Annotated in this window: 10 protein-coding genes; 5 read left to right on the forward strand and 5 right to left on the reverse strand. The window is 73.7% G+C overall.

All coding sequences use genetic code 11. The annotated features are described in order from the left end of the window. Nucleotides 1-6: 6 nt before the first annotated feature. Both ACIGNX_RS22230 and ACIGNX_RS22235 read right to left on the reverse strand, forming a co-directional pair. The gene (locus ACIGNX_RS22230) at nucleotides 7-13,965 is read right to left on the reverse strand and encodes a non-ribosomal peptide synthase/polyketide synthase (RefSeq protein WP_396542573.1); all 13,959 of its coding nucleotides are present in this window, start codon (nucleotides 13,963-13,965) and stop codon (nucleotides 7-9) included. 89 nt (nucleotides 13,966-14,054) lie between these two features. Then, nucleotides 14,055-15,383: a serine hydrolase domain-containing protein gene (locus tag ACIGNX_RS22235; RefSeq protein WP_396542574.1), complete on the reverse strand. Its 1,329-nt coding sequence runs from the start codon at nucleotides 15,381-15,383 to the stop codon at nucleotides 14,055-14,057. Between the two features lie 706 nt (nucleotides 15,384-16,089). Between ACIGNX_RS22235 and ACIGNX_RS22240 the strand changes: the two genes are divergently transcribed. Together ACIGNX_RS22240 and ACIGNX_RS22245 are read left to right on the forward strand one after the other, a co-directional pair. After that, nucleotides 16,090-16,773, forward strand: coding sequence for a hypothetical protein (locus ACIGNX_RS22240; protein WP_396542575.1), 684 nt, complete (start codon nucleotides 16,090-16,092; stop codon nucleotides 16,771-16,773). Between the two features lie 467 nt (nucleotides 16,774-17,240). After that, complete coding sequence (locus tag ACIGNX_RS22245) at nucleotides 17,241-17,519, forward strand: integrase core domain-containing protein (RefSeq protein ID WP_396542658.1); 279 nt, start codon at nucleotides 17,241-17,243, stop codon at nucleotides 17,517-17,519. Between the two features lie 698 nt (nucleotides 17,520-18,217). Here the strand turns inward: ACIGNX_RS22245 and ACIGNX_RS22250 are convergent. After that, entirely contained in the window at nucleotides 18,218-19,078 is an 861-nt protein-coding gene (locus ACIGNX_RS22250) for an SDR family NAD(P)-dependent oxidoreductase (RefSeq protein ID WP_396542576.1), read from the reverse strand. A 212-nt stretch (nucleotides 19,079-19,290) separates the two neighbouring features. On the opposite strand from ACIGNX_RS22250, the gene ACIGNX_RS22255 reads away from it, so the two are divergent. Continuing rightward, the gene (locus ACIGNX_RS22255; protein ID WP_396542577.1) at nucleotides 19,291-20,211 is read left to right on the forward strand and encodes a LysR family transcriptional regulator; all 921 of its coding nucleotides are present in this window, start codon (nucleotides 19,291-19,293) and stop codon (nucleotides 20,209-20,211) included. Between the two features lie 75 nt (nucleotides 20,212-20,286). Here the strand turns inward: ACIGNX_RS22255 and ACIGNX_RS22260 are convergent, their stop codons facing one another. Both ACIGNX_RS22260 and ACIGNX_RS22265 read right to left on the reverse strand, forming a co-directional pair. Then, nucleotides 20,287-20,430 (reverse strand): hypothetical protein, encoded by a 144-nt coding sequence (locus ACIGNX_RS22260; RefSeq protein ID WP_396542578.1) that lies wholly within the window; start codon nucleotides 20,428-20,430, stop codon nucleotides 20,287-20,289. Between the two features lie 79 nt (nucleotides 20,431-20,509). Further along, on the reverse strand, nucleotides 20,510-21,193 hold the full coding sequence (locus tag ACIGNX_RS22265) for a restriction endonuclease (protein ID WP_396542579.1): 684 nt from the start codon (nucleotides 21,191-21,193) through the stop codon (nucleotides 20,510-20,512). 190 nt (nucleotides 21,194-21,383) lie between these two features. Between ACIGNX_RS22265 and ACIGNX_RS22270 the strand changes: the two genes are divergently transcribed. Beyond that, complete coding sequence (locus ACIGNX_RS22270) at nucleotides 21,384-21,659, forward strand: hypothetical protein (protein WP_396542580.1); 276 nt, start codon at nucleotides 21,384-21,386, stop codon at nucleotides 21,657-21,659. A gap of 167 nt (nucleotides 21,660-21,826) precedes the next feature. After that, nucleotides 21,827-22,129 carry a hypothetical protein gene (locus tag ACIGNX_RS22275; RefSeq protein WP_396542581.1) on the forward strand — a complete coding sequence of 101 codons (303 nt, stop codon included), beginning with the start codon at nucleotides 21,827-21,829 and terminating at the stop codon, nucleotides 22,127-22,129. Nucleotides 22,130-22,250: the final 121 nt, after the last annotated feature.

A 22,250-nucleotide genomic window follows, 5' to 3' on the forward strand; every position in this document is an offset into this window, starting at 1 on the left:
CTCTCCTCACAGTGTCCGGGTCGCGTCGTCACCGAAGGCGACTCGCTCGAGTTCGAGCAGGATCTTCTCCTCGACCAGCCGCGCCAGGTTCTCCACGGTGCGGGCGGTGAGGACGTCGTGCGGGGTCAGCGGCACGTCGAAGGCCGCGCGGCAGCGCGAGGTGACCAGCAGGCTGCGCATGGAGTCGCCGCCGAGGGCGAAGAAGTCGTCCTCGACGCCGACGCGGTCCGCGCCCAGCGCGTCCTCCCAGATCCCGGCCAGCACCTGCTCGGTGTCGGTCCGGGGGGCGACGTACCGCGCGGCGGGCGCGGTCTCGGCGGGTGCGGGCAGCGCGGCCCGGTCGACCTTGCCGTTGGTGCTCAGCGGCAGCGCGTCGAGCACCGCGAACGCCGAGGGCACCATGTAGTCGGGCAGGTGTCGTCCGGCGAACGCGGCCAGGTCGGCCGGGTCGGGTGCGCGGCCGGGGTCGGCGGGCACCACGTAGGCCACCAGCCGCTTGACCCCGGGCGGGTCCTCGCGGGCCACCACGACGAGCTGCGCCACGTCGGGGTGACCGCCCAGCACGGCCTCGACCTCGCCCAGCTCGATGCGGAAGCCGCGCAGCTTGACCTGGTCGTCGGCGCGACCGGCGAACTCCAGCACCCCCCGCGGCAGCCACCGCACCACGTCCCCGGTGCGGTACATGCGCGTGCCGGGTCCGCCGAACGGGTCGGCCACGAACCGGGAGGCGGTCAGGCCCGGCCGGTCGAGGTAGCCGCGGGCCAGGCCGGCTCCGGCGAGGTACAGCTCACCGGGCACGCCGACCGGCACCGGCCGCAGCCGGTCGTCCAGCACGTAGGTGCGCATCCCGTCCAGCGCCGCGCCGATGGGCACGGTGTCGGGCACGGAGGCGAGGTCCGGCATCCGGTGGGCGGTGGCGAAGGTCGTCGTCTCGGTGGGCCCGTAGCCGTCCACCACCACCAGTCCGGGGCACGCCTGCACGACTCGGCGCACTGCCGGGGCGGGCACGACGTCGCCGCCGGTCCACACCTCGGCGACACCGGCCAGGCAGTCCGGCGAGTCCTGGGCCAGCACCCGGAACAGGCCGGCGGTCAGCCAGAGCGCGGTCACGCCGTGGGCGGTGATCAGCTCGCGCAGCAGCGCCGCGTCGAGGTCCTCGGGCGGGGCGACGACCGCCGTGCCACCGCGCAGCAGCGGCACCCACAGCTCGTAGGTGGAGGCGTCGAACGCGAGCGGCGAGTGCACCAGCACGGTGCGGTGGGCCGGGCCGTCGAAGCGGGAGTCCAGCGCCAGCGCCACCACGTCGCGGTGCCGCACCGCCACGCCCTTGGGCGTGCCCGTGGACCCGGAGGTGTACTCGACGTAGGCCAGGTTGTCCGGGTGCACCGCGACCGCGGGTCGTCCGGCGGGCCCGTCGGCGTCACCGTCGAGCACGACGACGTGCCCGGCGTGGACCTGCCCGGCGGTGGTCTCCCAGGCGGGGTCGGTGAGCAGCACGCCCGCCCCGGCCCGGTCCAGGACCAGCCGCATCCGGTCGGCGGGCGCCCGGAGGTCCAGCGGCAGGTAGGCGCCACCGGCCTTGGCCACGGCGAGCACCGCGACCACCAGCTCCGCCGAGCGGTCCAGCAGCACGCCGACGCGGTCCTCGGGCCGCACGCCCAGGGCGATGAGCCGGTGCGCCAGCCGGTTGGCGCGGGCGTCCAGCTCGGCGTAGGTCAGCGAGGTGCCGCCGGCGACCACGGCCGTGGCGTGCGGGGTCAGGTCGGCCCGCTCGGCGAACAGGTCGACCACCGTGCCGCCCGGGACCTCCGGGTCGGCGAGGGGCGGCAGGACGAGCCGCCGCTCCGCCTCGTCGAGGACGTCGACCTCGCCCAGCGCGCGGTCCGGGTCGGCGGTCATGCCCTCCAGGGCGCGGGTCAGGTGGCCGGCGATCCGCTCCACCGTGGCGGCGTCGAACAAGGCCGGGTCGTAGCCCAGCTCCACCACCATCTCCTCGCCGGGGCGGATGCCGATGCTGAGCGGGTAGTTGGTGGTCTCCACGGCGTGCAGGTCGCGCAGCGCCAGGCCGTGCCCGGCGGCGGCCTCGTCGTCGACCGGGTAGTTCTCGAACACCAGGATGCTCGCGAACAGGTCCACACCGCCCGGCACGTCGCTCCAGCCCTGCAGCTCGGCCAGGGACACGTGCTGGAACCGCCGGGACTCCGCCTGCGCCGCCTGCAACCGGCGCAGCCACGCCACGACCGGTTCGTCGTCGTCGACCTCCACCCGCACCGGCAGGGTGTTGATGAACATGCCGGTGATGGAGTCCGCGCCCGGCAGGTCGGCCGGGCGGCCGGACACGGTGGAGCCGAAGCACACGTCGCGCTGCCCGCTGTAGCGCGACAGCAGCAGGGCCCACGCGCCCTGCACGACGGCGTTGGTGGTCAAGCCGTTGCGCTGGGCGAACCCGCGCAGGGCGGCGCCGGGCAGGGTCAGCGTGAGCCACTCGGCGGAACCGCCGGCGTGCCCCTGCTCGGCGGGGCGGTCCACGGGCAGCGCGGTCGGGGCGCGGAACCCGTCGAGCACCCGCCGCCAGTGCCGCTCGGCCTCCTCGGCGTCCTGCTGGTGCAGCCACCGCAGGTAGTCGCCGAACGGGCGGCGCGCGACCGGCTCGGGACGTCGGCCGGCGGTGATGGCGGCGTGGCAGCCGAAGACGTCGGTGAGCACCTGGAAGGTGCTCCAGCCGTCGAGCAGCACGTGGTGGAAGGTCCACACGACCCGCACGGCGGTGTCGGAGACGCGGGCCAGCACCAGGCGCATGAGCGGCGCGGCGCCGAGGTCCAGCCCCCGGGCGGCGTCGCGTTCGAGCAGTTCGCGCAACGCCTGCCGGTGTTCGTCGTCGGACAGGCCGGTCCAGTCCAGCTCCCGAACGGGCACCTCGACACCGCGCTGCACGACCTGCAACGGGCGGTCGACGCCCTCCCACACGACGCGGCTGCGCAGGATGGGCGTCCGCTCGACCACCTCGCGCCAGGCGCGGGCCAGCACGGCGGTGTCGGTGACGCCGTCGAGGACGAACGCGATCTGCTCGGTGTAGAGCCCTTCCTCGCCCTGGGACAGGCTGTGGAAGACCATGCCGGCCTGCATGGGGGTCAGCGGGTAGACGTCCTCGACGTCCCGGCCGTCACCGACCAGCCGATCGACCCCGGCCTGGTCCAACCCGGCCAGCGGGAAGTCCGACGGCGTGCGGCCACCGGCGTCCGGCCGCGCGCAGTGCGCCACGATCTCCCGCAACGCCCCCGCCATGCGCTCGGCCAACACCCGCACCGTCGACTCGTCGTGCACCCGATCGCTGAAGTACCAGGTGAGCTTGAGGCGCTTGTCCTCGACCGCGCCGACGACGTCGAGCAGGTGCGGCCGGGGCGTGTCCGGCGCGGCGTCGGCGGCCAGGCCGTCGACGGTGCGGAACACCGTCCCGCCCGCCGCCTGGTCGAACTGCCCGAGGTAGTTGAAGGCCACCGCCGGGTGCCCTGCGGCGTCGGTGCCGGTGCCGGTGCCGCGCAGGTAGCGCAGCGCGCCGTGGCCGATGCCCTTGCGCGGCACCGCCCGCAGCTGCTCCTTGACCGACTTGAGGGTGCTCCCCCAATCACCGGTGCCCGGCACCTCCAGCGCCACCGGGAAGACCGAGGTGAACCAGCCGACCGTGCGCGAGAGGTCCACGCCGTCGAGGAAGTCGCCGTCTCGGCCGTGGCCCTCCAGGTCCACCACCACCCGCTCCCGACCCGTCCACTCCACCAGCACCCGACCCAACGCGCTGAGCAGCACGTCGTTGACCCGCGTGCGGTACACACCCGGCACGTCCTGCAACAACGCCCGCGTGGTCGCGGCGTCCAGCTCGGCGCTGACGCCCCGCACGGTCCCGCTGGTGTTGGCACCGTCGAGGTCCACGGGCACGCCGCGGTCGGCGGTCGTGCCGGCCCAGTGGTCGGCCTCGTCGTCGAACCCGCCGCCGGCGGCGTGCTCGGCCAGCCGCAGCGCCCAGTCCCGGAACGACGTGGTCCTGGCCCCGAGGTCGACCGGCTCGCCGCGCAGCGCCTGCCGGTAGGCGGTGTCGAGGTCGTCCAGCAGGACGCGCCACGACACGCCGTCCACGACCAGGTGGTGCACGGCGACCAGCAGTTGCCGGCCACCGTCCCGGGAGCGGAGCAGCGCCGCGCGCAGCAGCGGCCCGCGACCGAGGTCGAAGCCGCGGTGCACCTCCCGCACGACGGCTCGCCGCGCCTCGTCGTCGGGCAGTTCGTGCACCGACAGCACCTCCACCGGCTCGACCGGCGCGTTGTGCTGCCGCCACCCGCCGTCGTCGGTGCGCTCGAACCGCATCCGCAGCGCGTCGTGGTGCTCCAGCAACGCCTCCAGCGCCCGCCGCAACGCCGCCACGTCCACCTCGTCGGCGAACTCCAGGAGCATCGACTGGTCGAAGTGCTCCGGTCGGGGCGGCCGGGCGTCGAGGAACCAGTGCTGGATCGGGGTCAGCGGCACCTCGCCGGTGACCGGGCCCCGCGGCGCGGCCTCGACCGCCGCGGCGGCCGGTGCGGCGGCGGCCAGGGCGGCGACCGTGGAATGGGTGAACAGGTCGCGCGGCACCAGGGCGAACCCCGCCTGCCGGGCGCGCGAGACGATCTGGATGCTGATGATCGAGTCGCCGCCCAGCTCGAAGAAGTCGTCCTCGACGCCGACGCGCTCGACGCCGAGCACCTGCGCCCAGATCTCCGCGAGCACCCGCTCGGCCTCGGTGCGCGGGGCGACGTGCCCGGAGCCGGTGGTCTCCCACTCGGGCGCGGGCAGCGCCTTGCGGTCGAGCTTGCCGTTGCCGGTCAGCGGCAGCCGGTCCAGGGCGACGAACGCCGAGGGCACCATGTGCTCCGGCAGTGAGCGGGCCAGGAAGCCGCGCAGCTCCCCGGCGGCGGGCGCGGTGCGGCCCGCGGCGGGCACGACGTAACCGACGATCAGCTTGCGCCCGGCGTGCTCGCGGACCGCGGCGACCGACTCGGCCACGTCGTCGTGCGCTTCCAGCGCCGCCTCGATCTCCCCCAGTTCGATGCGGAAGCCGCGGATCTTGACCTGGTGGTCGGCGCGGCCGAGGTAGTCCAGCCGGCCGTCCAGCCAGCGGGCCAGGTCGCCGGTGCGGTACATGCGCGTGCCGGGTTCGCCGAACGGGTCGGCCACGAACCGGGAGGCGGTCAGGCCCGGCCGGTTGAGGTACCCGCGCGCCAGGCCCGCGCCGGCGACGTACATCTCGCCCGTGACGCCCGGCGGCACCGGCCGCAGGTCGTCGTCGAGGACGTACACCCGCAGGTCGGGGATGGGCTCGCCGACCGTGCCGTCGGCGGGCGTCCACGTGACGTGCACGGTGGTCTCGGTGATGCCGTACATGTTGATCAGCTCGCCCGGGCCGTCCCAGGCGGCCAGCTTGCGCACGTCCAGCGCCTCGCCGCCGAAGATCACGTACCGCAGGCTCAGCCCGGTCGGCTTCTCGGCGATGAGCTGGTAGAACGCCGAGGGCGTCTGGTTGAGCACGGTGACGCGCTCGTCGGCCAGCAGCCGGGCGAAGTCGCCCGGGGAGCGCGAGACCTCGTGCGGGACGACGACCAGCCGCCCGCCGTGCAGCAGCGGCCCCCACAGCTCCCAGACCGAGAAGTCGAAGGCGTAGCTGTGGAACAGCGTCCACACGTCGTCCGCCCCGAACCCGAACCAGTGGTCGGTCGCGGAGAACAGCCGCGCCACGTTGGAGTGCGGGATGACCACGCCCTTGGGCTTGCCGGTGGAGCCGGAGGTGTAGATGACGTAGGCCGGGTGCTCGGGCCGCAGGTCCACCTCGGGCGGGGTCGCGGGCGCGCCGGACAGGTCGGGCAGCTCGGTCAGCGTGAGCACCGGCCGCGCGTCCTCGACCATGCCGGCCACCCGGTCGGCGGGGTAGGAGGGGTCGATCGGCAGGTAGGCCGCGCCGGCCTTGAGCACGCCCAGGACGGCCACCACCAGGTCGATCGAGCGGGGCAGCCGCAGCGCGACGTACCGCTCCGGCGCGGCGCCGCGCCCGGCCAGGACGTGCGCCAGCCGGTTGGCGCGGTCGTCCAGCTCGGCGTAGGTCAGGGCGCGGCCCTCGCAGGTGACGGCGACGACGTCGGGGGTGCGGGCGGCCTGCTCGGCGAACAGCCGGGGCAGCGTGGCCACCGGGTAGTCGCGGCCGGTGGGGTTCCACCCCACCAGCACCTGTCGCCGCTCGTCCTCGTCGAGCATCCGCAGGTCGCGCAGCGGCGCGTCGGGGTCGGCCAGCACGTCCTCCAGCAACGCCCGCAGGTGCCGGCCCAGCCGCTCCACCGTGGCCCGGTCGAACAGCGCCGGGTCGTGGTCCAGCTCGACGGCCAGTCGCGGACCCGGTGAGACGACGACGGTGAGGGCGTAGTTGGTCGGCTCGTCGGCGCGCAGGTCGTGCAACCGCAGGCCGTGCGCGGCCATCGCGTCCTCGTCGAACGGGTAGTTCTCGAAGACCACGATGCTGTCGAACAGGTTCGAGCCGCCGGGCAGGTCGCTCCAGGCGCGCAGCCGGGACAGCGGCACGTGCTCGAAGCGCCGCGCCTCGGCCTGGTCGGCCTGGAGTTCGCGCAGCCACGACAGCTGGTCGCGGTCCCGGTCGACGGCGACGCGGGTCGGCACGGTGTTGATGAACATGCCGACCATCCGCTCGACGCCCGCCAGGTCGGCGGGTCGGCCGGAGACGGTGGTGCCGAACACGACGTCGGAGGTGCCGCCGTAGCGGGCCAGCAGCAGGGCCCACGCGCCCTGCACGACCGTGCTCACGGTGAGGCCGTTGCGCTGGGCGGCGGTGCGCAGCCGCTCGGTCTGCTCGGCGGTCAGGTCGAAGCGGGCGGTGCCGCCGGACGCGGCGCGGTGGGCCTCGACCGGGCGCCGGTCGAAGGGCAGCGGGGTCGGCTCGTCGAACCCGCCGAGCACCCGGCGCCAGTACCGCTCGGCCGCCGCCCGGTCCTGCCGGTCCAGCCAGTCCACGTAGTCGCGGAACGGGCGCCGGGCGGCCGCGGGTCCCGAGCCGCCGCGCGTGATGGCCGCGTGGTGCTCGCAGACCTCGGTGAACAGCTGCGCCGCGGTCCAGCCGTCGAGCAGCACGTGGTGGAAGGTCCACACGACCTGGACCTCGTCGGGCGAGAGCGCCGCGACCGCCACGCGCATCAGCGGTGCCGTGCCCAGGTCCAGGCCGGCGGCGCGGTCCCGTTCCAGGTACCCGCGCAGCTCCTCCTCGCGGCCGGCGTCGTCCAGTCCGGTCCAGTCCAGGTACGCGACCGGGAGGGTGACGCGGTGGCGCACGAGCTGGAGCGGTTCGGGCAGGCCCTCCCACGCGATCTCGCAGCGCAGCACCGGGTTGTGGTCCACGACCCGCTGCCACGCCTCGCCCAGCACCCGCAGGTCGGTCACCCCGGACAGGCGGAAGTGCACCTGGTTGAAGTAGGCGCCGGAGGTGCCCCGGTCGACCAGGCCGTGGAAGACCATGCCGGCCTGCATGGGGGTCAGCGGGTAGACGTCCTCGACGTCGCGGCCGTCACCGACCAGCCGGTCCACCCCGGCCTGGTCCAACCCGGCCAGCGGGAAGTCCGACGGCGTGCGGCCACCGGCGTCCGGGCGCGCGCAGTGCGCCACGATCTCCCGCAACGCCTCCGCCATGCGCTCGGCCAACGCCCGCACCGTCGCCTCGTCGTGCACCCGATCGCTGAAGTACCAGGTCAGTTCGAGGGTGCCGCGTTCGACCGCGCCGACCACGTCGAGCAGGTGCGGCCGGGGCGCTTCCGGCGCGCCGTGCAGCTCCAGGCTGCCGCGCACGGCGTGCAGCAGCCCGCCCTCCACCGCGGACCAGTCCAGCCTGCCCAGGTAGTTGAAGCTGATCCGCGGGCCGGCGGCACCCGGCTCGTGCAGCGCGCCGTGGCCGATGCCCTTGCGCGGCACCGCCCGCAGCTGCTCCTTGACCGACTTGAGGGTGCTCCCCCAATCACCGGTGCCCGGCACGTCCAAGGCGACCGGGAAGATCGAGGTGAACCAGCCGACCGTGCGCGAGAGGTCCACGCCGTCGAGCAGGTCCTCGCGGCCGTGGCCCTCCAGGTCCACCACCACCCGCTCCCGACCCGTCCACTCCACCAGCACCCGACCCAACGCGCTGAGCAGCACGTCGTTGACCTGCGTGCGGTACACACCCGGCACGTCCTGCAACAACGCCCGCGTGGTCGCGGCGTCCAGCCGGACGGCGACGGTGCGGGTGGAGCCGGCGGTGCCGGTCCCGTCGCGGTCGACGGGCAGGGACGGGTCCACCGCGGCGGTCCGCGCCCAGTGGTCGCGCTCGTCGTCGAACCCGCCGTTCGCGGTGTGCTCGGCCAGCCGGTGCGCCCACTCCTGGAACGAAGTGGTCTTCGCCCCCAGCCGGACGGGCTCGCCGCGGGCCGCCTGGTCGTAGGCGGAGGCCAGGTCCTCCAGCAGGACGCGCCACGACACGCCGTCCACGACCAGGTGGTGCACGGCGAGGAACAGCAGCGGGCGGTGCCCGTCCGCGCGGAACAGCGCGGCCTTCACCAACGGCCCGTCCGCCAGGTCGATGTCCGCGTGCGCCCGGGTGGTGACGGCGCGGACGCGCTCCTCGTCGGCCGGGGACACCTCGTGGACGTCGAGGACGTCGCCCGGTTCGGCGGGGGCGTTGTGCTGCCGCCACCCGCCGTCGCCGGTGCGCTCGAACCGCATCCGCAGCGCGTCGTGGTGCTCCAGCAACGCCTCCAGCGCCCGCCGCAACGCCGCCACGTCCACCCCGTCGGCCAGTTCCGCGGTCAGCGACTGGGCGAAGTGGCCCGGGTGGTCGGGGTTGGTGGCGAACAGCCACCGCTGCACCGGGGTGAGCGGCACGTCGCCGACCACCGGGCCCTGGTCCGCGCTCGGCTGCCCGGCGCTGCCCTGCTCCGGCACGGCCGCGGCGGCGAGGGCGGCCACCGTGGGGTGGCGGAACAGGTCGCCGGGGGTGAGCGCCAGCCCGGCGCGGCGGGCGCGCGACACGACCTGGATGCTGAGGATGGAGTCGCCGCCCAGCTCGAAGAAGTTGTCGTGGGCGCCGACGCGGTCCAGGCCCAGCAGCTCGGCCCAGATGTCGGCCAGCGCGGCCTGCGGCCCCTCGGCGGGCGCGACGTGGGCGGTGCCGGCGGTCCCCCAGTCCGGTTCGGGCAGGGCGCGGCGGTCCACCTTGCCGTTGGCGTTGAGCGGGAACGCGTCCACCACCACGAACGCGGAGGGCACGAGGTAGTCGGGCAGCGCGCGACCCAGGAACTCGCGCAACGCGACCGCGTCCGGCCGGTCGCCGGTGACGGTCAGGTAGGCGACCAGGCGCTTGCGACCGGTGTCGTCCACGCGCACGACGGTGACGGACTGGGCGACGGCGGGGTGCTCGGACAGCACCGCGTCGACCTCGCCCGGTTCGACGCGGAAGCCGCGGATCTTGACCTGGTCGTCGGTGCGGCCCACGAACTCGACGGTGCCGTCGGGCTTCCAGCGCACCACGTCGCCGGTGCGGTACATCCGCTCCCCCGGCGCGCCGAACGGGTCGGGCACGAAGCGCTCGGCGGTCAGGCCGGGACGGCCCAGGTAGCCGCGGGCCAGGCCCGAGCCCGCGATGTGCAGCTCGCCCGGCACGCCGATCGGCGTCGGCGACAGGTCGTCGTCCAGCACGTAGACGCGCATGTCGTCGAGCGGGCGGCCGATGGGCACGACGTCCGGGACGTCGGCGACGTCGGCCATGCGGTGCGAGGTGGCGAACGTGGTGGTCTCGGTGGGGCCGTAGCCGTCGACCACGGCGATGCCCGGGCAGGTCTCCAAGACCCGGCGCACGGCGGTCGCGGGCACCACGTCGCCGCCGGTCCACACCTCGCGCAGCCCCGCCAGGCAGGCCGGGTCGTCCTGCGCCACGGCGCGGAACAGCCCGGCGGTCAGCCACAGGCCGGTAAGGCCGTGCCGGGTGACCAGGTCGCGCAGCAGGTCCGGGTCGAGGTCGCCGGACGGGGCGACGACGACGGTGCCGCCGTTGAGCAGCGGCACCCACAGCTCGTAGGTGGTGGCGTCGAAGGCGGGCGCGGAGTGCAGCAGGACCCTGGCGTGCGCGTCGCCGAGGAAGCGCGAGTCGCGGGCCAGGGCGGTCACGTCGCGGTGCCGCACCGCCACGCCCTTGGGCACGCCCGTCGAGCCCGAGGTGAACATGGCGTAGGCCAGGTTGTCCGGGTGCAGCGGCACGTCCGGGTCGGTGGCGGGCTCGGCCGACAGGTCCGCGTCGCCCAGGACGACGAGGTGGCCGTCGTGGACGGACGCGGCGGTGTCCCGCCACGCCCGGTCGGTCAGCACGACCCCGGTCCGCGTCCCGGTCAGCAGCGCCGCCAGCCGCTCGACCGGCGACCTGGTGTCCAGCGGCACGTAGGCCCCACCGGCCTTGACCACGGCCAGCTCGGCCACGACGAGGTCGACCGACCGGCCCAGCAGCAGCGCCACCGGCTCCTCGGCGCGCAGGCCGCGGCGCAGCAGGTGGTGGGCGAGCCGGTTGGCCCGCTCGTCCAGCTCGGCGTAGGTGAGCGCGACGCCGTCGGCGAGCACGGCGGTGGCGTCGGGCGTGCGCCGGACCTGCGCGGTGAACAGGGAGGTGACCGTCGCCGGGGGCAGGTCCCGGCGGGTGTCGTTCCACTCCTGCAGGACCCGGTGGCGTTCGGCGGGGTCCAGCAGCGGCAGGTCGCCCAGCCGGCGGTCCGGGTCGGCGGTGACGGCCTCCAGCAGCACCACGAGGTGACCGCACAGCCGCTCGATCGTGGCGGCGTCGAACAGGTCGGTGTTGTACTCCAGCGCCACGTCCAGCGCCTCGCCCCTGGGCCAGAACTCGACCAGCAGCTCGAACCGGGCGCGCGGGCGGGGCAGGTGGTGCTCCTCGACGCGCAGCCCGTCCACCGAGGTCGGCTCCACCATCGCCTGCTGGAGCACGACCATCGCCTGCACCAGCGGCGTGCGGCTGGGGTCGCGGTCGGGCTGGAGCTCGTCGACGAGCCGGTCGAAGGGCACCTGGTCGTGGCTGAACGCGTCCAGCGACGTCGCGCGCACCTGGCCCAGGAAGTCGCGGAACGACGTGGCCGGGTCCGCGGCGCAGCGCAGGACGAGGGTGTTGACGAAGAAGCCGACGAGGTCGTCGAGCTCCGGCCTGCCGCGGCCGGAGGACGCGGTGCCCACGGCGACGTCGCGCCGGCCGGTGTAGCGGGCCAGCAGCACCTGCACGGCGGCGGCCAGGGTGGTGAAGAGGGTGGCGCCGTCGGCGCGGCCCAGCTCGACCAGGCGTCGCACCAGGTCGGCGGGCAGGGCCTCGCGGTGCACGGCGCCGGGGGTGGTGCGCCGCGCGGGCCGGGGGCGGTCGGTGGGCAGGTCCAGCGGTTCCAGGCCGGCGAGCCGGTCGCGCCAGTGGTCGAGTTCGTCGGCCAGGGCCGGGTCGGCGAGGCGGTCGCGCTGCCACACGGCGAAGTCGGCGTAGCGCACCGGCAGCGGACGCAGGTCGGGTCTGGTTCTTCGGAGCGCGGCCCGGTACAGCTCGACCAGGTCGTCGACCTGCACGCGGACCGACCAGCCGTCGGTGGCGATGTGGTGCTGGTCGAGCAGGAGCACGTGCTCGTCGTCGGCCACGCGGGCCAGCACGGCGCGGGCCAGTGGACCGCGGACCAGGTCGAACGGGGTGGTCAGCTCCTCGGTGAAGACCCGGTCCAGGGCGGCATCGCGGTCGGCGGGCGCCACCCCGGTCAGGTCCACCACGCGCAGCGGCAGCGTCCCGTGCGGCGCGACGACCTGCACGCCCCGGCCGTCGACCTCGTCGAACGTGGTGCGCATGGTCTCGTGCCGCTCGACCAGGCCGTCCAGGGCGGCCCGCAGGGCGGCCTCGTCCAGCGGCCCGGACAGCTTCAGGCCCACGCCGGTGTTGTAGTCGGTGGCGGCGGGGTCGAGCCGCTGCAGGAACCACAGCCGCTGCTGGGCCGGTGACAGCGGCAGGGTCGCGTCGCGCGGCGTGGGCGCGATGCGGTCGTCCGCGCCCGCGTGCCGCCGGTCGGCCACCAGCGCGGCGAGCCCGGCGACGGTGCGCGCGGTGAACACGTCCCCGGAGGACAACGGCACGCCGAGCGCCGAGCGGAGGCGGGAGACCACCCGGATGGCCTGGATCGAGTCGCCGCCCAGGACCAGGAAGTCGTCCTCGACGCCGACCCGGTCGGGCGCCACGCCCAGGACTTCGGCCCAGGCGACCGCGACGGCGGTCTCGGTGGGCGTGCGGGGCGCCACGCGGTCGGCACGCGGGGCGGCCTGCCAGTCGGGCTCGGGCAGGGCCTTGCGGTCGACCTTGCCGTTGGTGTTCAGCGGCAGGCGGTCGGCGGTGACGAAGGCCGACGGCACCATGTAGTCGGGCAACGTCCGCAGGACCAGTTCCCGCAGCTCGCCGTCGTCGGGGGCCCGATCGCCCGTCGGGACGACCCAGGCCACCAAGCGCTTGGTCCCCACCCGGTCGTGCCGGGCGGCGACGGCCGCCTGCGCCACACCGGGGTGGCGGGCCAGGGCCCCCTCGACCTCGCCGGCCTCGATGCGGAAGCCCCGGACCTTGACCTGCTCGTCGACGCGGCCGACGAAGTCCAGTTCCCCGTGCGGGTTCCACCGGACCAGGTCGCCGGTGCGGTACATCCGCTGTCCCGGCGGGCCGAACGGGTCGGCCACGAACCGGTCGGCGGTCAGCCCGGGGCGGCCGAGGTAGCCGCGGGCCACGCCCGCGCCGGCGATGAACAGCTCGCCGGTCGCGCCGTCGGCCACCGGGCGCAGGTCCTCGTCCAGCACGTAGGCGCGCATGTCGTCCAGCGGGCGGCCGATGGGCAGCACGTCCGGGACGGCGTCGGCGGAGGTCATCGGGTGGGAGGTGGCGAAGGTGGTCGCCTCCGTCGGGCCGTAGACATCGACCGCGGTCAGACCGGGACAGACCTCCAGGACCCGCCGCACCGCCGCGGCCGGCACCACGTCACCACCGGTCCACACCTCCCGCAACCCCGCGAAACACGCCGGATCGTCCTGCGCCAACACCCGGAACAACCCCGAGGTCAGGAACACACCCGTCACACCATGACGGCCCACCACCTCGCGCAGGACCCGACCGTCCACATCACCCACAGGGGCGACCACGACACCGCCCCCGTTGAGCAACGGCACCCACACCTCGTACGTCGTCGCATCGAACGCCTGAGCCGAGTGCAACAACACGCGCTCGTGCGCCCCACCACCGAACCGCGAGTCCAACGCCAGGGCCACCACGTCCCGGTGCCGCACCGCCACGCCCTTGGGCTTACCGGTCGTACCCGAGGTGAACATGACGTAGGCCAGGTTGTCCGGGTGCACCGCGACGGGGGGTGCGGGCTCCGATTCGGCGACCGGGTCCTCGTCGTCGACCACGACGAGGTGTCCGTCGTGGACGCGTTCGGCGGTGGCCCTCCAGGCGCGGTCGGTCACCAGCACCGACACCCCCGCCTCGGCCAGGACGGTGCTCATCCGGCCGACCGGGGCGCGGGTGTCCAGCGGCACGTACGCGCCACCGGCCCTGACCACGGCGAGGAGGATGGCCACCAGGTCCGCGGAGCGGTCCGCCAGAACGCCGACGCACTGCTCGGGCCGCACCCCCAGGTGCAGCAGGCGGCGCGCGAGGCGGTCCGCGCGGGCGTCCAGCTCGGAGTACGCGCACTCCACCCCCTGCGCGATCACGGCGACGCCGTCGGGGTTCCCGCGCACCTGTTCGGCGAACAGGTCGACGATCGTGCGGACCGCGGCGGGCGGGTTCCCGCCTCCACCGGAGCGGGAGCCGGCGGTCGGCGGTGTGACAGGGGCGGCTTCGTGGAGCGTCATCGCTGTCCAGACCTCTTTTGGGCGCGGCGGTGCGCCGCAGGAGCATGGGGTGGGGGGTGTGGGCGCCGCGCCGGGCGGCGGTCCTGCGGTCAGGCCACTTCGCGCGCGCGCTGCCGGCGGCTCGCGATCCGACCGCCGACCTGGATGCGGTCGATCAGGCCGCTGCGGGGGTCGCGCAGGAAGCGTCCGGGGCGGCCGGTCTCGCCGGTGGAGGGGTCCGTCACGGAGAAGACGAGCCCGTCGTGGGTGGTGAGCAGCGCCGCCGGGTCGCCGTCGACGACGAGGTGCAGGTCACCGTCCCGGACGACCACCGAGTAGGAGGTGTCGCCGTTGACGTAGTCGCCGGTGCAGCCGGGCGGGATGGGCGCTCGTCGGCCCACGTCGATCAGGGTGGCGTGCTCGCCGACCTCCAGGCCGGCCTCCCGCAGGTGCGGGAGGAGCTGTCGCCACAGGAGCGCGCCGGTCGCGGCGTTGGCGGTGAGCGCGACCGCAGCACCCGAGCCGGGGTCGAAGCGGAGGTGGCAGGAGGTGCCGTCGGCGGTGCCGTCGTGGCCGAACCACTCGGTGTCGCCGCCGTGGAACAGCGCGAGGCCCAGCCCCCAGCCGTCGGCCAGCCCGTACGGTTCGGCGGCGAGGACGGGGCGGCGCATCTCGGCGAGGTCGTCCGGGGCCACGAGGCCGTGGTGGGTGCCGCCGTGCTCCGGGCGCAGGTGCATCCGGGCCAGTTCGACCAGGTCGGTCGCGCTGGCGGCGAGCCCTCCCGCCGGCGTCTCGACCGGCGACAGCTCCTGCTCGACGGGGCGGACCCGGTTCAGGACGCGGTTCACCGTGTGGCCTTGCGCGATGGACGACGCCGCGGTGTCGGCGCCCACGATGAGGGCCGGGGTGATGCCCAGTGGCTTCAGCAGGATGGTCTGCACCGCCTCCGACCACGTCATGCCGGTCACCACCTCGATCAGGCGGCCCACCAGGGCGTAGCCGAGGTTCGAGTACGAGAAGCCCTCGCCGGGCCGGTGCAGGAGTTCCAGGAGGGACGCCGCCAGGGGCGGTCGGCCGTCCGCGGACGGCGCGACGACCTCGGAGCGCAGCCCCCCGGTGTGGCTGAGCAGGTGACGGGTGGTCAGCAGTTCGGCGAGCGCGCCGCCCGTCTGCCGCACCTCAGGCAGGTACTCCGAGACGGGTTCGTCCAGGTCGACGTCGTCGTCGGACACCAACACCATGAGCAGGGTCGCGGTGAAGGTCTTCGTGATGGAGCCGATGGGCACCTTGGTGTCGCGTCCCATCGCACGCCCACCGGCGTACCGCTCCTCTCCGAACGCGAACTCCCGCACCTCCCCGTCGCGCAGCACGGTCAACTGCGCTCCCGGGACGTCGTTGACGCGCACCGCTCTCTCAAAGGCTCTTCGTAATTCTTCCACGACCCTCTTCCCTCACTGGCGAACGTGGCCGCCGACTGACCGGACGTTTCATCCGCAGCGGTACCCGACAGGCATGCAGACCCGTACCCAGGAACCGAGGGGCAGTCACCCCTTGATGTCGAGGCCATTGACTCGCCTGGTCCGGAGCACCGGGGTCACGTACCCACTGCGGTGAAATCTTATGCACGCACCCCGAACCCCTGCTCCGGCCTGATCAAGTCCACGTGACAGCGAAACGACCGACCCATGTTCGTCACGCCCTCTCCGAGCCCGCGACCGCCAAATGGACGATTCCCATTCGATAGGATTCGCTTTCGATCGACCCGCGATGGAATTGCACCCTGGGTACACAAACAGATTGCAGGTTCACCCGGATGCCAGGTTTAGGACGACATTCACACCACTCCGCCGCCAATGTGAAACCCAACCCGAATCCAGTGGATTTTAAAAGGCGAACAGCGCTCATAAACGAGCCGCGGCCGGTGCGGGTCCCCCGAACCGCCTCCGGCCGCACCGGCACTGCCGCCAGTGGACAATCACGTGCGACGCGCCGCAGGAACGTGTCGCTTCGGGGAGGCGCAACATGACCACGAGACCACCTCGGACCACCGCTCGCGTTGTCGTGGGGCTGTCATCGGCCGCAACGGACGTCGACGCCGCGCTGTGGGCGGCGGGATACGCGGACCGGTGCGGTTGCGGTCTGGCGGTGGCGCACCCACCCGGCCGGGCCCGGGCCGCGCAGGAACTGGCCGTGCGCCTGCGGGCCGACTCGCCACACCTGGACGTGTCCACCCGGAGCGTCCCCGAGCCGATCGCGCACGGCCTGGCCGCCGAGTCCCACAGCGCAGACCTGGTCGTGGTGGGCTCGCCCTCCGACGGGGACCGGGCGGCGCCGGCCCTCGCCGTGACGGCACAGGCGCGATGCCCGGTGGTCGCCGTACCGCCCGGCGCGGTCTGGGAGGACGACCTCCCCGTGGTGGTCGGCACCGACGGCGGCCACCTGGCCGACGCCGCCGTGCTGGCCGCCTTCGCCCTGGCGGCGGCCTTGGGTACCGGCGTGCGCGTGGTGTGCTGCACCCTGGGAGCGCCTGTCACCGGACCGAGGTCGGCCTCGGTGGAACAAGCCACCTTCTCCGTGGTGGGCCGCTGCGCCGAGCAGTACCCCGATGTGCCCCTGGACGTGAGGATCGCCCGGTCGCACGTGGTCAGCGGCCTGGTCCGCCACGCCGCGCTGGCATCGATGCTGGTCGTCGGCTCGCACTCGACCGGCGACGACTCCATCGGCCACCGCCTGCTCCACCGCGGTCCCGGACCGGTCGTCCTCATCGGCCCACTGGCGCCCACCCACCGCAGACCCGTTCCCCTCGGCTGTGACCCCGCGGTGGAATGAGGCCGAGAACCACCTCCAGGCGCAAGCCCGACCTGCGCCGCGGCCTCCGGGTTGAAGAGGGCTGCTTGCGTCCAGCCGCCGGGCGGCCGTCGAAGGCGATCTCGGAGGCGATCTCGGAGGCGTTGAGCGCGGGCTTTCAGCGGATCGTCCGGCGTTCGCGTCCGGTTGCGGTTCGATCGTTGGTCGAGCAGATCACCCGCCGGATGAACAGGGCGTCCAGGTCGACGGGTTCGTGGTCGGGCGCGGAGCGGCGGGGGTGGGAGTCACCACGTCTGGGGTCGAGGCCGGCGGGCCTGCACCGGACTTCCCCGCCCGGGGTGCGGCCGTCACGTTGGTGATCGTGTGCGGTGTTGGGGTAGACCGTCCAACGACGGACGCGGGGCAGCCTGGCCGGGGCGGTGTTCCACAGCGACCACGGGGCGCAGTTCGGTGCCAGGGCCTTCGCCGACGCCTGCCGCGCCGCCGGGGTGACCCGGTCCATGGGCGCGGTGGGCAGCTCCGCGGACAACGCCGCCGCCGAAAGCCCCAACGCCTCCTTCGAACGCGAAACCCGCCAAGGCGCCCAGGCCCGGTGCAGCGCGGGGGAAGCACGCCTGGCGGTGTTCGGCCGGGCACACCGCCACAACACCCGACGACGCCACTCCCACCCCGGCCGGAAGTCCCCGATCGGCTACGAGAACAGCCTGCTACCGACACCGGCCGCGCTGACCCACGCCGCACAACCCCGTGTCCGACATCCGGGGTGAGGTCCCCTGCTCGAGCACACCACTCCCCCGATCTCCGAGGAGAAGTTCCAGCGGCTCGCGGCGGGACACCCAGGAGACTCTCCGTAGTCCGCTCACAATGCGCATGGAACAACGATGATGCGTCTTCGGGGAGAATCTCGACCCGGTTGCCCACCGGACGCGCACGATCAGTCCTTCCTCATACCGGGATCACGCGTTGCCGGTCACCTCGGCATTCGTCGACCCGGTCGCCCGCGCTGCGCCGGCTCCACCCCCGGGTACTTCCGCGCGGGGACGCGAAGCCGTCGACAGCCTCCACGGATCGAGTGACCCCGGCGGTCCGGCAGGCATCCCCCGGCGTCGGGTCGTGGCCATGCGCACCCGACCGACCGCACACCGCGGGACGGGTGAGGCGAAGTCCTCACTCGTTCGACCGCTTCCACCATCACTCCACCACTCGATGACCGCACATCGATCCCGACAATCGTCCTCACGGGTGCAGCCGGGCGGCCCTGGGCACTTCGGAACTCGGCTGCCTGAAATGAGTTCCGGCCGAACGGCGATCGTTCCGCCCGGCGGCACCCACGAGCTGGACGACGCGTCGCGACCGGCGTTCCCCTCGGTCCTGTCCGGCGTGGCCGGGGCGCCGGCTGGAGCGGGTGGTGTGCTCCACCGCGCCCGCGGGCCGGGGGAACGACGCGGTTCGGGGGCGCGGGTGCTCAGGCCGCGGGTGGCGCCGCCTGGTCGAGGTCGCCGTGCGCCGCGACCGAGAGGGCCTGCCCGTCGGCCCAGGTCTTGAGCCGCTCGGTGTAGGTGTGCTGGATCATGTCGTGGAAACCCCGGCCGAAGAGCACCCGCAACGGCGGGTTGTCGGAGTCGACGATCTCGAGCAGGGTCCGGGCCGCGGCGACGGGGTCGCCGGCCGGCTTGGTCCCCACGGCCGCGGCCAGCTGCCGGCGGAGATCGTCGTAGACGGGGTTGGGCTCGGCCAGGTGGCCGTTGTTGAGCGGGTCCGGGTTCTTGCCGCCCCTGGTGGCGAAGCCGGCGGGCTCGATGATGGTCACCTTGATGCCGAAGCCGGCGACCTCCCGGGCGAGGGTTTCGTTCAGCGCTTCGACGGCCCACTTGGAGACGTGGTAGGCGCCGCCGAGCGGCATCGCGATCAGCCCGGCGACCGAGGACAGCTGGATGATGTGCCCCGCGCCCTGCTCGCGCAGGTGGGGCAGCGCGGCCTGGACGACCCACACCGGGCCGAACAGGTTGGTCTCGAGCTGGTCGCGCAGTTGCCGCTCGGTCAGCTCCTCGATCGCGCCCACCTGGGCGTAGCCGGCGTTGTTCACGATGACGTCGAGTCGGCCGAAGTGCTCCCTCGCCCGCCGCACACCGTCGAAGACGGCGGCCTTGTCGGTCACGTCCAGCGCGAGCGGGAGCACCGCGTCGCCGTAGGCGGAGACCAGTTCGTCGAGACTCGCGGTGTTCCGGGCGGTCGCGGCCACCTTGTCGCCGCGCGACAGGGCGGCCTCGACGAAGCAGCGGCCCAGGCCGCGCGACGAACCGGTGACGAACCAGACCTTGCTCATGATGTCGTCCGTTCCTTCTTCCTCGACATGTCGACCACGAGATGCCGGCGGGCCCGACCCCGTGGCAGGTACAGCCGTGCGAGCCGCGTCCCGGTGGGTGAACGGGAGGTGGCCGGTGTTCCCGCCGTGCCGGTACAGCGTCCGTCGCGACCGGGCCGTGGATCAACGGCGACCTCGGCAACGACTCTTTAGCCGTGGTTGATAATCGGGTGGTGGAACTGCGCGACATCGAGATCTTCCTGGTCCTGGCCGAGGAGCTGCACTTCGGTCGGGCCGCCGACCGGCTGCACCTGACCACGGCCCGGGTCAGCCAGTCCGTCCGGAAGCAGGAACGGCTCATCGGTGCGCCGCTGTTCGACCGCACCACTCGCACGGTTCGCCTGACGCCTCTCGGCGAGCAGTTCCGCACCGACCTCAAGGCCGCCTACGGCCAGGTCCGGGCGGCGATCGACGCCGCGCGCAGGACCGCCCGCGGCACCACCGCGACCCTGACCCTCGGCGTGTTCGGGCCCCAGGCGTACGAACTCGCCCCGATCATCGAGCGGTTCCGCGCCCGGAACCCGCACTGCGAGCTGCTGTTCCGCGAGGTGCACTTCAGCGACCCGTTCGGGGCGCTGCGGGCTGATCAGGTCGACCTGCAGACGTGCTGGCTCCCGGTGCGGGAACCGGATCTCACCGTCGGACCCACCGTGCTCACCGACCCGCTGCTGTTGATGGTCGCCACCGGCCACCCCCTGGCCGCGCGGGAGTCGGTGGTCCTGGAAGACCTCGGCGACTGCGTCGTGCCCCGGTTGGAGGGTTCGGCCCCCGCCTACTGGGAGACCGCGGTCCTGCCGGCCCGCACGCCGAGCGGGCGCCCGGTACCACGGGGCCCGCGGGTCGCCACCTTCCAGGAGGTCCAGGCGGTCGTCGCGGCCGACCAGGCCGTCTGCGTCGTGTTCGCCGAGGCCAGCCGCTACTACCAGCGACCCGGCATCACCTACCTGCCCATCCGGGACGCCCCGCCGGGCCGGTGGGCCCTCGTCTGGCGCACCGCGACCGTGACACCTCTCGCGCGGAGCTTCGCGGACACCGCGCACGAGTTCGAGCTCGCGGCGGCGGCACGGCCGCCGGCGACCGCGTCCGACGGATAGCCCCACCAGGCCGTGGCCGACCAGGAAGATCCCGTGCCACAGGCAAAGCCGACACGTCGGCTCGTTCTGAGCTGATCACCTGCGCAGCGTCTCCGGGGTCACCTCGAACTCCGGCGCGATCGAGCACACCGCCGCCCACCACGAGGAGTGCACGCCCACGTGCTCCTGGACCAGCCGCACCACCCGCTGCCGCACCTCGGCCGAGTGCCGTGACTCCACCCTCCACACGGGATGAAGCATGAGGTCGACAGCCCGTCCCGGTGCCGGCAGGTCGTGTTCGGCGCATCGCGGGTGCAGGTCAGCCCGACATGGTGCCGCGGTAAGAGCTGCTGCGCGACCAGGAGAACGGCGCGATGCCTGTTCGTGCCCATTCGGCCAGGATCACGCGATCGACGAGAATGATGCCCACCCCGGCCGCGACCTTCCGGGCATCGGACGTGAACGCCGACGTCGTCACGATCAGCGAGATGTCGGCTCCGTGGTAAAGCCTGTCGGTGCCCGCGAAGAGCTGCACCGCCTTGGTGCCGACCTTGGTCTGGCCGTAGCGCTTGCACTGCACCACGACGAGGCTTCCGTCCGGTGCCGTGGCCAGGACGTCCGCGCCCGCGTCACCCGCCCCACCGACGACGCGGACGTCGACGCACCCCGACCGACGCAGGAGCCGAGCGGTCCACTGCTCGAACTCCGCGCCGCTCATGCCGTCGGTGACCTCGATGGCGCGGTCGCGTTCGGCCTGGAGCAACGCCTCGTGGCGACGGGCACGCAACCACACCACAAACCCCGCCGCTCCCACCGCCAACAGCGCCGCGGCGATCAGCGCGGACAGCACCGGATGCGCTCGGACGAACCCCCACAGCAGCAACACCGCGACCCCGGCGCAGACGAGTACGAGCGGTGATAGCTTGTTCTTGTTCTTCTTGCTGTTTCGACGTTTCTTCTTACCGCCGTTGTTCTTCTTGCGGTTGCGTGGTTGTGCGGCCATCCATCCCCCTCGCCGTCGTCCAGGGTGCCGTCGGCGGCGCGGCGGCACCAGGCCCCATCGAGTGAATCGACGCAGGCCGCCCAGGGCTGGGCGACCCCGTGCGGGGCGGTCGCGATTCACCGGCCAGGTGTCGTTCGCCAACCTGCCGCGGTACCACGCCCGGAGCCTCCAGATCAGCGAGTCGTGAGCGGTGGGCATCATCGGCCCGGTCACCGAGTTCACCACCCTGGACCGCGACGGCGAACGCATCGCCGCGAACGATCACGTCGAACATCCGGACTGCGTCTTCCACGGCCCTCGGCCGTGCCAGAAGGGCCGGGTCGAGTACCGGGACCGCTTCACCGTCGCGTCGGCCCGCGATGGCGGCACGGTGCCGATCAGCCGGGGCAGCGGCATCCGGCACGGCGTCGAGGACGCGGCGCGGGCGGACTCGGTGCCGATGCGGCGCACTACGCTGCCGGCGTGACCGACCACCTCGACCACGACGATCCGCCGCCTCCCTCCCCGTTCGTCGTCCGCGCACCCACCGCGGCCCGCGAACCCGAACTGGCGGCACTCGCCGTCGCAGCGATCGTCCCGACGCTGACCGACTTGGTCGCCGGAGCGCAGCCTCCCATTCCGGAGCATCCGCCCGTGACGGTCACCGTCGTCGACGCCCCGGGCGACCACGGGGGCGTCATGGTCCGGGTGGACCACGCGGGGTTCGGCGTGTTCGCCCCGGCCGACGTGACCACCGCGGTGGCCGACGGTCTCCAGCAGGAGGTCGTACGGCAGTTCGCCGTCACCACCCCGCTCTGCCCCGGGCACGGCCACCCGGCCCGCGTCGCCGTGGTCGACGGGGCGACCGGCTGGAGGTGCCCCGTCGACCCGGAGCACTGGTCCTGCCGGCTGGGCGGCTACCCGACCGGTGACACCGCGGGACAACCAGCGGTGTGACGGGCGAACAGGCGACGGATCGACCGGCGGGGAGGCCGAAGCCGGCGAGCAGATTGTCCGGGGTGGAATCACGGTAGACCGCGCCGACCCCGAAGGTCCTGGCCCGCCAGCGCGGCGTCGC

It is taken from the genome of Actinosynnema sp. NPDC053489 (assembly GCF_044544865.1).
GTDB lineage: Bacteria > Actinomycetota > Actinomycetes > Mycobacteriales > Pseudonocardiaceae > Actinosynnema.

Excerpts from the sequence above, each read along its gene's own strand:
- ACIGNX_RS22230 (WP_396542573.1), bottom strand. The coding sequence starts at position 13,965 with ATGACGCTCCACGAAGCCGCCCCTGTCACACCGCCGACCGCCGGCTCC.
- ACIGNX_RS22250 (WP_396542576.1), bottom strand. The coding sequence starts at position 19,078 with ATGAGCAAGGTCTGGTTCGTCACCGGTTCGTCGCGCGGCCTGGGCCGC.
- ACIGNX_RS22265 (WP_396542579.1), bottom strand. The coding sequence starts at position 21,193 with ATGGCCGCACAACCACGCAACCGCAAGAAGAACAACGGCGGTAAGAAG.